This window comes from Roseomonas indoligenes (assembly GCF_017813365.1).
GTDB lineage: Bacteria > Pseudomonadota > Alphaproteobacteria > Acetobacterales > Acetobacteraceae > Roseomonas > Roseomonas indoligenes.
In genome coordinates this window covers 456,754-469,787 of sequence record NZ_JAGIZA010000001.1, presented here as the reverse complement: position 1 = coordinate 469,787, position 13,034 = coordinate 456,754, and the positions used below count along the sequence as shown (strand labels likewise).

Genomic DNA, 13,034 nt, shown 5'->3' with positions numbered 1-13,034 from the left:
CTTTTCGGCACCGTCCGTGCCTTTCGCCTTGAAGCTGCCACGGTGCACCCGCAACATGATGGTCATGCGGCCCTTGATCGGCATTTCCTGCTGCGTGAAGCCCTTCGGTCCCACGGGGATGCCGAACCACGCGGCGTCTGACCACTATGTCCGGGTTATTCTCGGCCCTGTGGAAGGGATGCCCGTGCTGCTGCCAGCAGCCGGGGAAGCCATATCGCGGGAGCTTCTCTCCCGTTTGGATGGGCTGTTGCTCACCGGTAGTCGCTCGAATGTTTGCCCGGTCTATTACGACGGCCCGCAGCACGCTGAGGGCACGCCGGAGGACGAGGCGCGGGACGCGACCACTCTTCCACTCATCCGCGCGGCGATCGCGGCAGGCGTGCCACTCCTGGCCATCTGCCGCGGCTTCCAGGAACTGAACGTCGCCCTGGGCGGATCGCTGGATCAGCGGATCCAGGACCTGGAGGGCCGGATGGACCACTCCACCCCGGCCGACCAAGCCATCGTCCGGGTGCGGACGGGCAAGGCGCATTCCGTCCGTGTGGCGGCGGGCAGTGGCCTCGCGCGGCTCTGGGCCGGATTGGACTACGATGCGGCGGCGGTGCCCGTGAACTCGCTGCACAACCAGGGCGTCGCTCGGCCCGCGCCTCGGTTGCGGCCGGAAGCTTGGGCACCCGACGGAACGATCGAGGCGGCGAGCATCGAGGGCGCGCCCGGCTTCGCCGTGGGCGTCCAATGGCACCCGGAATATGACTGGGAGCGCGATCCCCTCTCCCGCCGGATCTTCGAGCGCTTCGGGGCAGCCGCAGAAGAGTTCGCGCGCCGGAGAATGCTGAACAGGGCCTTACCGAGCGCCGTTGCCGCGGAATAGCGCCGTCCAAGAAGCGTTCATTACCTGGACCGGAGCCCAGGAATTCTGGCCTGCCTCACGGCTCTGTGATCGTGAGAGCCTTTGCGCGCTTTGCATTCTTCCTGTGGATATGGGTAATGTTCCTTCGCCGGCCCAAAGCCGGCGGTGCTCCGGTATCCCCTGCCGGCTCACCCGACCAAGAGAACTCCGATCGGAAGTAGCGTATCCGGCGCCCGGTGACCCCCCTCACCGGGCGCCATTCTTTTTTGGCCGGGCCAAATGCATCTTGGTAACTTGGGATAGTCTGGTCATCCCGAGAAGACAACCTTTGGTTGATTCTCATGCTACCTCCTGGGATCATTGCATCGGGTATTGTCGGAGGAAGCACATTTCCCTTGGGGTATCCGGGCGGGTCGTCGGGCCTTATACCCTTGCGCCGTCCCCAGAACCGGATCCCATCCTCCCATGGCCGACTACGTCATCGCCCCGCCCGCGGTCGCCGCGCTGCCCGTGCGCGGCGGCGGGCTCTTCCCCGTGCGCCGGATCTTCTGCGTGGGCCGCAACTACGCTGAGCACGCCCGCGAGATGGGCAGCGACCCCGACCGCGAGCCGCCTTTCTACTTCACCAAGCCGGCCGATGCGGTGGTCATCAACGGCGCCGACATGCCCTACCCCACCATGACCAAGGACCTGCACCACGAGATGGAGCTGGTGGTGGCAATCGGTGTGGGCGGCAGCGACATTGCTGAGGCGGATGCGCTGAACCATGTCTGGGGCTACTGCGCTGGCCTCGACATGACGCGGCGTGACCTGCAGGCCGAGGCCAAGAAGGGCGGCCGCCCCTGGGACATGGGCAAGGGCTTCGACCAGTCCGCCCCAATGGGCGAGCTGGTGCCGGGCGCCGGAGTCGATGTGACCAAGGGCAAGATCGAGTTGAAGGTGAACGGCCAGGTTCGCCAGACCTCGGATCTGTCGAAGCTGATCTGGTCCGTGCCGGAGGTGATTGCGAACCTCTCCCGCCTCGTGAAGCTCGCCCCGGGCGACCTCATCATGACGGGAACGCCGGAGAACGTGGCCGCCGTTCAGAAGGGCGACCTGCTGGAAGGCGTGGTCGAAGGCGTCGGCACCGTCACCACCCGGATCGCCTGAACCAGCCCGTGACGGCATCTGCCTCGGTGGCCACGCCCCTGCGCGTGGCCACTTGGAACATCAACTCCGTCCGCCTGCGCGCCCCCTTGCTGCGGCAGGTCGTGGACGAGCTCGACCCGGACATCCTGTGCCTGCAGGAGACGAAGACCCCGGACGAGCACTTCCCGCATGAGGCGGCGGAGGCGCTGGGCTTCAGCCACCGCATCATCACGGGGATGAAGGGTTACAACGGCGTCGCCGTCCTCTCCCGCCACCCGCTCACCCGCATCCCGGACTGGCAGGACTGGTGCGGCAAGGGGGACTGCCGGCACCTCGGCGTCGCCGTGGACCTGCCCGGCGGCCCGCTGGAGGTGCACAACTTCTACGTTCCCGCCGGCGGCGACGTGCCGGACCGAGAGGTTAATATCAAATTCGCCCACAAGCTGGACTTCGTTGCCGAAGTGACGGCCTGGACTGCCGCCCGCGGCCCCGTCCGCCGCTCCGTGCTGGTCGGTGACCTCAATATCGCGCCGATGGAGCACGATGTCTGGAGTCACAAGCAGATGCTCGGCGTCGTCTCCCATACCCCGGTCGAGGTGGAGGCGATGGCCCGCTGGATCGCGGCGGGCAACTGGTATGACGCGCTGCGCCACTTCGTGCCGGCGGATCAGAAGCTCTACACGTGGTGGTCCTACCGCGCGAAGGACTGGCGCGCGACGGATCGGGGCCGGCGGCTTGACCACATTTGGGTCAGCCAGGACCTCGCGGGCGGGCTGCGGCGGCACGCGGTGCTGAAGGACGCCCGAGACTGGCCGCAGACGAGCGACCACGTGCCGGTGCTGATGGAAATTTCCTTCTAGGGCGGGATCAGCCGCGGGGGGCCCCGGACGCGCCCGCCGCGGCGACCTTTGCCTGCAGGGCTTCGATCGCCTGGATCATGTCCTGCGCCGGCTTGTTCAGGTCGGCGGGCTCGTGCTGCCCCTGCACGCGCTGCGTGATCGTGCGGACCCGCTGCTCCGTTTCCTCGAATTCCGGCCGGTTGCGGTAGTCAGCCGGCGCGGCCCGGACCACGCCCACGGCCTCCTGCATGGTGCGGAGCATGTCCAGACGCCCCCCGCGCTCCTCATACCTGCCCTCGGTAGCGGATTTGGTGTCCGGGCGTTCGGCGGCGCTGCGGAGCTTGTCCAGCACGGCCTGCAGCTGCCGGCCATAGGTGGGCAGGTCCGGCGCTGGGGTTGAATCGCCGGCCGGCGTGCCGCTGACCGGCCCCGCCTGACCCACAGTCTGGGCCGACACCGCGGTCGGGAGGCCAGCAAGGGCCAGGGCCACCATCATCGCCGTGACACGCATCGCTGCCTCCTCTCGGTCCTAAGGCTCTGGGAACGAGCGGCCTTGGCACGGGGTTGCGGCCGCGGCCGGAAGGCCCGGGTCTTAGAGAGACACGGGCGCGGATCGAGCCCCGGTTTACGGAAAGCCCTTCACTATCGGCCTGCCTGCATCCTGTCCGACCCCAGAAGCATCCCTGCCCTGCATCCGGGCGTCCAAGACGCATGGCCGGATCGGTGCCAAGCCGGCGTAACCTGGCCGGCAGGCTGCTTCTTGAGCGGAGACCCTCGGGTGGAAACCAGCGACATGACGCGCGGCGAGAAGGTGAAGGCCGTCTTCCGCGTCGCCTCGGGGAATTTCCTCGAGATGTATGACTTCATCGTCTACGGCTACTACGCGGCAGCGATCGGCGCGGCCTTCTTCCCGACCCACAGCGAGTTCGCCACCCTGATGGCCTCCTTCGCCACCTTCGGCGTGGGGTTCCTGATGCGGCCGCTCGGCGGGCTGATCCTCGGTGCTTATATCGACCGCCACGGCCGCCGGGCCGGGCTGCTGATGACACTTGGGCTGATGGGGCTGGGCACCCTGACCCTCGCGGTCACGCCGGGCTACGCCACGATCGGCGTGCTGGCACCGGCGATCGTGCTGCTAGGCCGCCTGCTACAGGGCTTCTCGGCCGGTGCCGAGCTCGGCGGCGTCTCGGTCTATCTCGCGGAGATGGCGACGCCCGGGCACAAGGGCTTCTACGTCTCCTGGCAGTCCGGCAGCCAGCAGGTGGCGGTGATCTTCACCGCGCTGCTGGGCGTGGTGCTCGGCAGCCTGATCAGCCCGGCGCAGATGGCGGATTGGGGCTGGCGCGTCCCGCTGCTGATCGGCTGCTTCATCGTGCCGCTGCTCTTCTGGGTGCGCCGCTCCCTCGGGGAGACTGAAGCGTTCGCGCGCCGCGCCGCGGGGAAGGCACGCCCGACGGCGGGGGCCATCTTCCGGTCCTTGGCGCAGAACTGGGGGCTGGTGGTGCTGGGGATGATGCTGGTCACGATGACCACCGTCTCCTTCTACCTCATCACCGCCTACACTCCGACCTACGGCAAGCAGGTGCTGCACCTCGCGGGCAACGACGCGCTGATCGTCACCCTCCTCGTCGGCATCTCCAACCTGTTCTGGCTGCCCGTCGGCGGCGCCATTTCCGACCGCATCGGGCGCTTCCCCGTGCTGGTCGGCTGCTGCGGACTGGCCTTGCTGAGCGCCTACCCCGCCATCTCCTGGCTGGTCGGCGCGCCATCCTTCACGCGGCTGCTGGTGGCGTTGCTTTGGCTGTCCTTTATCTACGGCCTCTACAACGGCGCCATGGTCGTCTACCTGACGGAGATCATGCCCGTGGAGGTCCGCACCGCCGGCTTCTCCCTGGCCTACAGCCTGGCCACAGCCATCTTCGGCGGCTTCACGCCGCTGATCTGCACCTGGTTGATCCACGTGACGGACAACCGGGCCATGCCGGGTCTCTGGCTGTCCTTCGCCGCGCTGCTGGGGCTCGTCGCCACCCTTCTCGTCCGCCGCCGGGCCGTCGAGGCGGAGCGGGCCGAGGGCGTGGCCCTGACCTGAGGCCTCCCGGCCGGGGATTCACCTCGCCGGAACCGCCCATCGCATTCGTTCAGCGAGGGCAGCCCTCCCCTTTCCGGGGATGGCTGCCCCGCCGCCGCGGGATCAGGCCGTGCGGTCGGCCATGGCCGGCTTCTCATTCGCCAGCGCCGCCTGCGCCGCCGCCAGCCGGGCCACCGGCACGCGGTAAGGCGAGCAGGAGACGTAATCCAGCCCGACCGTCTCGCAGAAGTTGATGGAGGCCGGGTCGCCGCCGTGCTCGCCGCAGATGCCAAGCTTCAGGCCGGGCTTGGTGGCCCGTCCTTTCTGGGCCGCGATCTCCACCAGCGAACCCACCCCTTCCACGTCGATGGAGACGAAGGGGTCCTTCGGCAGGATCCCCTTCTCCACGTAGAGCGGCAGGAACTTGCCGGCATCGTCGCGGGACAGGCCGAAGGTGGTCTGGGTGAGGTCGTTGGTGCCGAAGGAGAAGAAGTCGGCGGTCTCGGCGATCTTATCGGCGGTAAGGCAGGCGCGCGGCAGCTCGATCATGGTGCCAACGAAGTACTCGATCGTTATGCCGGCCTCGGCGAAGACCTCCTTGGCCACCTTGTCGATCTGCGCGTGGCTGATCTCCAGCTCCTTCTTGGTGGCCACCAGCGGAACCATGATCTCCGGCACCGGGGCCTCGGCCTCCTTCGCCACGATCACCGCCGCCTCGAAGATGGCGCGGGCCTGCATCTCCGCGATCTCCGGATAGGTCATCGCCAGGCGGCAGCCGCGATGGCCGAGCATGGGATTGGCCTCCGACAGATCAGCCGCGCGGCGCTTCATCGTCGCGAGGTCGGCGCCAAGGCTCGCCGCCACCTCGGCCAGTTCCTCCTCCTTGTGGGGCAGGAACTCGTGCAGCGGCGGATCCAGGAGGCGGATGGTGACGGGCAGCCCCGCCATGATGCGGAACAGCTCCACGAAGTCGTCGCGCTGGAAGGGCAGCAGCTTCGCCAGCGCGTCGCGGCGGCCGCCCTCGGTCTCGCTCATGATCATCTGCCGCACGGCGGAGATGCGGGAGGGATCGAAGAACATATGCTCCGTGCGGCAGAGCCCGATGCCCTCGGCGCCGAACTTGCGCGCGGTCTCGGCGTCCAGCGGCGTCTCGGCATTGGCGCGCACCTTCAGGCGGCGCACCTCGTCCGCCCAGCCCATCAGCGTCTCGAAATCGCCGGAGAGCTTCGGCTCCACCATGGCCACCGTGCCGGCGAAGACCTCGCCCGTGCCTCCGTCCAGGGTGATCGTCTCCCCGGCCTGCACGACCACGCCGCCGGCGGAGAGCGCCTGGGCGGCATAGTCCACCACCACGCCGCCAGCGCCCGCCACGCAGGGCCGGCCCATGCCGCGCGCCACCACCGCCGCGTGGCTCGTCATGCCGCCGCGGGTGGTGAGAATGCCGCGGGCCGCGTGCATGCCGTGGATGTCCTCCGGGGAGGTCTCGATGCGGACGAGGATGACGGACTCGCCCTTCTGAGCGCGCGCCTCCGCCTCATCCGCGTTGAACACCACCACGCCGCTGGCGGCCCCCGGGGAGGCGGGCAGGCCGCGCGTCAGCATGTTGCGCTTGGCATTCGGGTCCAGCGTCGGGTGGAGCAGCTGGTCGAGCGAGCCGGGGTTCACGCGGCGCACGGCTTCCTTGCGGTCGATCAGCCCCTCATTGGCCATGTCCACGGCGATCTTCAGGCTGGCCGCCGCCGTGCGCTTCCCGTTGCGGGTCTGCAGCATGTAGAGCTTGTTGCGCTGAACCGTGAACTCGATATCCTGCATGTCCGCGTAGTGCTTCTCGAGCGTCGCGCGCACCGCCACCAGCTCCGCATAGGCGGCGGGCATGGCCGCCTCCATGCTGCGCTCGCCGGGCTTGGCGCGGGCCTCGCTCATCGGCTGGGGCGTGCGGATGCCGGCCACCACGTCCTCGCCCTGCGCGTTGATCAGGTACTCGCCGTAGAAGATGTTCTCGCCCGTGCTGGGGTCGCGCGTGAAGCAGACGCCCGTTGCGCAGTCGTCGCCCATGTTGCCGAAGACCATGGCCTGGACGTTCACGGCCGTCCCCCAGTTCGCGGGGATGTCGTGCAGGCGGCGATAGGTGATGGCGCGGGCGTTCATCCAGCTGCCGAACACGGCGCCGATCGCCCCCCAGAGCTGGGCCCAGGGATCCATCGGGAAGTCCGCGCCCGTGACCTGGCGCACCATCTCCTTGTAGCTGGCGGCCACGCGCTGCCAGTCCTCGGGGGTGAGCTGCGTGTCCTCGTGGACGCCGCGGTCGAGCTTGGCGTCCTCGATGATCTCCTCGAAGCGATGGTGATCCACGCCGAGCACGACGGAGCCGTACATCTGGATGAAGCGGCGATAGCTGTCCCAGGCGAAGCGGGCGTCGCCGGAGGCGCGCTCCAGCCCCACCACCGTCTCGTCGTTCAGGCCGAGGTTCAGCACCGTGTCCATCATCCCCGGCATGGAGACCCGGGCGCCGGAGCGGACGGAGACGAGCAGCGGGTTGGCGGCGTCGCCGAAGCGGGCACCGACGGCGGCCTCGATCCGGGCGAGCGCCTCCTTCACCTGACCGTCCAGATCGGCGGGATAGGAGCTGCCGTTCTCGGTGAAGTAGGTGCAGACCTCGGTCGTGATCGTGAAGCCCGGCGGCACGGGCAGGCCGATGGCGGCCATCTCCGCCAGGTTGGCGCCCTTGCCGCCCAGCAGGTTCCGCATCTCCGCCCGCCCGTCGTTGCGACCGGCGCCGAAGCCATACACCCAGCTCGTCATGACCTGTTCCCTAGCCTTCGATGCGGGCGATGTCCGCCACTTCGTCCATGGCCGCCCGCAACAGCGCCAGCAAGCCTAGCCGGTTCCCGCGCAGGGAGCGATCCGGGTCGTTCACCGTCACCCGGTCGAAGAAGGCGTCCACCGGGACGCGGAGGGGGGCCAGCGCCGCCATGGCACCGGCGAAGTCCTCCCGCGACAGGGCGGCGCCCACCTCCGGGCGGGCTGCCTCCAGCGCCGCCGCCAGGGCCATCTCCTCCGGCGCGCGCAGCAGGCCCGGGTCGATGGACGGCGCATAGGCCCGGCCGTCCTTCTTCTCCTCGATCCGCAGGATGTTGGCGGCGCGGCGATAGGCGGCGACCAGATCCGTCCCGGCCTCGGTGGAGAGGAAGTCGCGAAGCGCGTCGGCCCGCGCCAGCAGCCGGTTCAGGTCGTCGTCGCCCGAGGTCCCGAAGGCGGCGGCCACAAGATCGTGACGAAGCCCTTCGGCCCGCATCTGCACGCGCAGGCGCTCCGCCAGGAACTCGATCACGCCCTGGGCGAAGGCGGCGACCATCGGCGGGTGGTCCGATTCGGCGGGCGGCTTCCAGCCGGCATTCATCCGCTCCGCCGCGACCGCCATGCCGAATTCCGGCGTGGCGGTGCTGCCCTGGGCCATGGGGTAGCCGAAGAAGGCTTCCGCGATGGCATCGGCCAGCGGCAGGCGCAGCCCGTTCTCGCGGATGATGCGGATCACGCCCAGGGCGGCGCGGCGCAGGGCATAGGGATCCCCGGAGCCGGTCGGGCGCTCATCCGCCGCGAAGAAGCCGGCGAGCTGGTCCAGCTTGTCCGCCAGCGCCACGGCAACGGCGGTGGGCTCGGCCGGCACGGCATCGCCCGGGCCGAGCGGGCGGTAATGGGCGCCCACCGCCTCGGCCACGCGCGGGTCCTCGCCGGCGTGCAGCGCGTAGTAGCGGCCCATCACGCCCTGCAGCTCCGGGAACTCGCCCACCATGCCGGAGGCAAGGTCCGCCTTCGCCAGCCGCGCGGCGCGGGCGGCAAGGTCGGGTTCGGCGCCCACCATCGGCGCGAGATGGCGCGCCAGGCGCTCCAGCCGGCGCACGCGGTCGCCCTGCGTGCCGAGCTTCGCGTGGAACACCACCGCATCGAGCTTGGGGAGGAAGGCTTCCAGGCTCCCCTTGCGGTCCAGGTCCCAGAAGAAGCGGGCGTCGGAGAGGCGGGCGCGCAGCACGCGCTCATTGCCGCCCACGATGGCCGCGCCGCCGTCCTTTGCCTTGATGTTGGCCACCAGCGCGAAACGGGCCGCCGCTTCGCCATTCGGATGGCGCAGTGCGAAGTAGCGCTGGTTCACGCGCATGGTCGTCCGCATCAGCTCGGGCGGCAGGTCCATGAAGGCGTCTTCGATCCGGCCCAGCAGGGGCACGGGCCATTCCACCAGCCCCGCCACCTCGGCCAGCAGGCCGCGGTCGGGCACAACCTCAAGCCCCTCGGCGGCAGCCAAGGCGGCGATGCCCTCATCGATCATCCGCTCGCGCCCGGCGGCATCGGGGATCACGGAGCGCTCGCGCAGCCCGGCCTCGTACTCGGCGGCGGACGTCACGGCGAAGGCGCCTGGGGACTGGATGCGGTGGCCCTCGGTGGTGTCGGCGGAGTGCAGGCCGTGCGCGTCGTCCGCGCCATCGGCCAGCCTGAAGGGCACCACCTTCCCGTCGAGCAGGCAGAGAATGCGCTGCATCGGCCGCACCCAGATCAGGTCCGAGGTGCCCCAGCGCATGGATTTCGGCCAGGGAAAGCGCCGGATCAGCGCGGGGATGGCCTCGGCCAGCACCTCGGCGCTGGAACGCGCGGGATTGGCGAGGCGCAGCAGGAAGGAGGCACCGGACTTCTCGGCCCGAGCGAGGATCGTCAGCCCCTTCCCTTCATAGACCGGCGCGTCGGAAGCGCCCGTGGCCGCCTTCATCGCCGCCACCGCCGCATCGGGCAGGGAGAACTTGCGGGCAAAGCCGCCCAATGCCTGCTCCGGCGCACCCAGGCGGGGGCCCTTCTCCTCGCGCTCGGTCGCCGGCGTCGCGGCCGGCAGCTCCGCGATCAGCGCGATGCGGCGCGGGCCGTAGAGGGTGCGCGCGCCCGCCAGCGTCAGCCCGGCGGGCTTCAGCGCCTCACCCATCAGCCGCGCCAGGTCCTCCGCGGCGCGGGCCTGCATGCGGGCGGGAATTTCCTCGGAGAGGATCTCGAGAAGGAGCTCGGCCATCACACCGTCTCCCCGGCCAGCCAGCCTTCGCAACACCGCTTCGCCAGCGCGCGGACGCGGCCGATATAGGAGGCGCGCTCCGTCACGCTGATTGCGCCGCGCGCGTCCAGCAGGTTGAAGGTGTGGCTGGCCTTGATGCACTGGTCATAGGCGGGCAGCGGCAGGTCGGCGTCGCAGAGCGCGTTGCACTCCGCCTCCGCCTCGGCGAAGTGGCGGAACAGCACGGGCACATCGGCCTTCTCGAAGGAATAGGCGGAGAACTCCCGCTCGTTCCGCAGGAACACGTCGCCATAGGTCAGGCCGGCGGCGTTGAACTTCAGGTCGTACACGTTCTCCACGCCCTGGATGTACATGGCCAGCCGCTCCAGCCCGTAGGTGAGCTCGCAGGAGGGGACGGCGCAGGGGATGCCGCCGACCTGCTGGAAATAGGTGAACTGCGTCACCTCCATCCCGTCGCACCAGACCTCCCAGCCCAGGCCCCAGGCGCCGAGCGTCGGGCTCTCCCAGTCATCCTCCACGAAGCGGATGTCGTGCAGCATCGGGTCGATGCCGATCGCCCGGTAGCTCTCGATCAGCAGGGACTGGGGATCGGGCGGGCTCGGCTTCAGGATCACCTGGTACTGGTAGTAGGCGCCCAGGCGGTTCGGGTTGTTTCCGTAACGGCCATCCGTCGGGCGGCGGCTCGGCTGGACATAGGCTGCCCGCCAGGGCTTCGGACCCAGAGCCCGCAGCGTCGTCGCAGGATGGAAGGTGCCCGCCCCCATCTCCAGGTCGTAGGGCTGCAGGATGGCGCAGCCCTGCTTCGACCAGAAGGCGTGGAGCGCCAGGATCATGTCCTGGAACGGGAGGGGCATGGTCTGCCCCACGGGCGGATGGTTGGGCAGCGGATGATCGGCCATGGCGCGGCCGGTATAGGGGGGCGGGCGCCCCCCCGGAAAGCCCCCGCCCCTATTCCCGCCAGGCCAGGAGCCGCATTGCATTGGCCGTCACCAGCACCGTCGCGCCCGTATCCGCCAGGATCGCCGGCCAGAGCCCGGTGATCCCGGCCAGGGTGGTCACAAGGAACACCGCCTTCAGCCCCAGCGCGATGGCGATATTCTGGTGAATGTTGGCCATGGCCGCGCGGGAGAGCGCGACCATGCGCGAGAGGTCCATCACCCGCCCGTGCAGTACGGCGGCGTCCGCCGTCTCCAGCGCCACATCCGTGCCGCCGCCCATGGCGATGCCGATATCCGCCGCGGCGAGGGCGGGGGCGTCATTGATGCCGTCCCCCACCTTCGCCACGCGCTTCCCCTCCGCCTGAAGGGTGCGGACGATGCGCTGCTTGTCCTCCGGCAGCAGCCCCGCCCGCACGGGCAGGCCAAGGGCGGTGCCGATGGCCTCCGCGGCACGGGGGTTGTCGCCGGTCAGCATCACCGGGGCGATGCCCAGGGCCTTCAGCGCGTCCAAGCCCGCCTTCGCATCGGCGCGCGGCTCGTCGCGCAGGGCGATCACGCCCTGGAAGCGGCCGTCGGCCAGCAGGACGGAGACGGACTTGCCCTCCGCCTGCAGCGCCTCGATCCGCGGGGCCCAGTCCGACGGAACGGCGCCGCCGGCGGTGGCGGAACCGGGCGCGCCGAGGAACAGGGCCTGCCCGTTCACCCGGCCCGCCACGCCCTCACCCGGCCGGGCGGCCGCATCGGTCGCCGGGGGCACCTCCACACCATCCGCCGCGGCCCGGGCCAGGATCGCCAGGGCCAGCGGGTGGCTCGACCCCGTCTCCAGCGCCGCGGCGCCTGCCAGCAGCGCGCGGCCATTGCCCCCGGCGGGCAGGAGATCCGTCACCTTCGGCCGGCCTTCGGTCAGCGTGCCGGTCTTGTCGAGCGCGATCGCGTCGATCCGCCCCAGCCCCTCCAGCACCGCGCCGCCCTTCATCAGCAGCCCGCGCCGCGCCCCGGCGGAAAGCCCGGCGGCGATGGCGGCGGGGGTGGAGATCACCAGCGCGCAGGGGCAGCCGATCAGCAGGATCGCCAGGCCCTTGTAGATCCACTCCGCCCAGGGGGCGCCGAGCACCAGCGGCGGCAGCACCGCCACCAGCGCGCCGAGCACCAGCACGGCCGGGGTGTAGTAGCGGGAGAAGCGGTCGATGAAGCGCTCGGTCGGCGCTTTGCTCTCCTGCGCCTCCTCCACCAGCCGGACCACGCGGGCAATGGTGTTGTCCTGCGCCGCGGCGGTCACGCGCAGGCGCAGCACCCCCTCCCCGTTCACCGTGCCGGCGAAGACCGTGTCGCCCGCGGCCTTGCGCTTCGGCACGCTCTCGCCCGTCACCGGCGCCTCGTCCACGGCGCTCGTGCCCTCGACCACCGCTCCGTCCGCCGCGATCCGGTCGCCGGGGCGGACGAGGATCGTGGCGCCCACCGCCAGTTCCGCCGCCGGCACCTCCCGCGTCCGCCCGCCCTCCTCCACCAGCGCCGTGGCGGGCACCAGGCCGGAGAGCGCCTGGATGCTGGCGCGGGCACGCCCGGCCGCCAGCCCCTCCAGCATCTCGCCGACGAGGAAGAGGAGGACGACGGTGGCCGCCTCCTCCGTCGCGCCGATCAGGGTGGCGCCGATGGCGGCGATGACCATCAGGGTCTCGATGGAGAAGGGCGTGCCCAGCCGCGCGGAGACGAAGGCCCGCCGCGCCACCGGCACCAGCCCGACGAGCATCGCCGCGCCGAAGGCCCAGGGCTCCACCGCCGGCGCCAGCCGCCCGACGATCCAGGCGGCGACGAGGGCGAGGCCGCAGCCGATCGTCAGCAGGGCGCGCGGATTGCGCCACCAGGGGCCGCCAGTCGGGCCGTGATCATGCGCGTGGCCGTGCAGACCGGCCTCGGCCGGCGCGCCGCGCGGCGGCAGGGGCGTCGCGGCATAGCCGCCCAGCGCGCCCACCTGCCGCAGAACCGCTTCCCTGAGCCCGGGCGTCTCGGCGTGGCGCACCGTCATCGTGCCGGCGGTGACGGAGACGTCCACCTCCTCCACTCCGGGCACCCGCTTCACGGCCGTGCTGATGCGCGACGCGCAGCCCGCGCAGTCCATTCCGTCCACGCGGTAGCGGGTGCTGGTCTCGGCCACGGCGGG

9 protein-coding genes are annotated in these 13,034 nt (G+C 70.4%); 4 read left to right on the top strand and 5 right to left on the bottom strand.

Features of this window, described 5'->3' with window-relative positions; all coding sequences use genetic code 11:
• The first annotated feature begins 64 nt into the window (after positions 1 to 64).
• The 3 genes from J5Y10_RS02105 to J5Y10_RS02095 all read left to right on the top strand — a co-directional run bounded on the left by J5Y10_RS02105 (position 65) and on the right by J5Y10_RS02095 (position 2,838).
• Complete coding sequence (locus tag J5Y10_RS02105; RefSeq protein WP_209370101.1) at positions 65 to 871, top strand: gamma-glutamyl-gamma-aminobutyrate hydrolase family protein; 807 nt, start codon at positions 65 to 67, stop codon at positions 869 to 871.
• A 444-nt stretch (positions 872 to 1,315) separates the two neighbouring features.
• Positions 1,316 to 1,999 carry a fumarylacetoacetate hydrolase family protein gene (locus tag J5Y10_RS02100; protein WP_209370099.1) on the top strand — a complete coding sequence of 228 codons (684 nt, stop codon included), beginning with the start codon at positions 1,316 to 1,318 and terminating at the stop codon, positions 1,997 to 1,999.
• A gap of 8 nt (positions 2,000 to 2,007) precedes the next feature.
• On the top strand, positions 2,008 to 2,838 hold the full coding sequence (locus tag J5Y10_RS02095) for an exodeoxyribonuclease III (protein ID WP_342452812.1): 831 nt from the start codon (positions 2,008 to 2,010) through the stop codon (positions 2,836 to 2,838).
• Positions 2,839 to 2,845: 7 nt separating this feature from the next.
• Here J5Y10_RS02095 and J5Y10_RS02090 read toward each other — a convergent pair whose 3' ends face one another.
• Positions 2,846 to 3,328: a hypothetical protein gene (locus J5Y10_RS02090; protein ID WP_209370097.1), complete on the bottom strand. Its 483-nt coding sequence runs from the start codon at positions 3,326 to 3,328 to the stop codon at positions 2,846 to 2,848.
• Positions 3,329 to 3,595: 267 nt separating this feature from the next.
• Between J5Y10_RS02090 and J5Y10_RS02085 the strand changes: the two genes are divergently transcribed.
• Positions 3,596 to 4,906 carry an MFS transporter gene (locus J5Y10_RS02085; protein WP_342452811.1) on the top strand — a complete coding sequence of 437 codons (1,311 nt, stop codon included), beginning with the start codon at positions 3,596 to 3,598 and terminating at the stop codon, positions 4,904 to 4,906.
• A gap of 102 nt (positions 4,907 to 5,008) precedes the next feature.
• On the opposite strand, the gene ppdK is transcribed toward J5Y10_RS02085, so the two are convergent.
• From ppdK to J5Y10_RS02065, 4 genes are all read right to left on the bottom strand, one after another.
• Positions 5,009 to 7,687, bottom strand: a complete 2,679-nt coding sequence (ppdK, locus tag J5Y10_RS02080; protein WP_209370095.1) for a pyruvate, phosphate dikinase — start codon at positions 7,685 to 7,687, stop codon at positions 5,009 to 5,011.
• 10 nt (positions 7,688 to 7,697) lie between these two features.
• Positions 7,698 to 9,935 (bottom strand): glycine--tRNA ligase subunit beta, encoded by a 2,238-nt coding sequence (gene glyS / locus J5Y10_RS02075; RefSeq protein ID WP_209370093.1) that lies wholly within the window; start codon positions 9,933 to 9,935, stop codon positions 7,698 to 7,700.
• The gene (locus J5Y10_RS02070; protein WP_342452810.1) at positions 9,935 to 10,789 is read right to left on the bottom strand and encodes a glycine--tRNA ligase subunit alpha; all 855 of its coding nucleotides are present in this window, start codon (positions 10,787 to 10,789) and stop codon (positions 9,935 to 9,937) included. Before J5Y10_RS02070 ends, glyS begins: the two co-directional genes overlap by 1 nt.
• Before the next feature lie 94 nt (positions 10,790 to 10,883).
• Positions 10,884 to 13,028: a heavy metal translocating P-type ATPase gene (locus J5Y10_RS02065; RefSeq protein ID WP_342452809.1), complete on the bottom strand. Its 2,145-nt coding sequence runs from the start codon at positions 13,026 to 13,028 to the stop codon at positions 10,884 to 10,886.
• Positions 13,029 to 13,034: the final 6 nt, after the last annotated feature.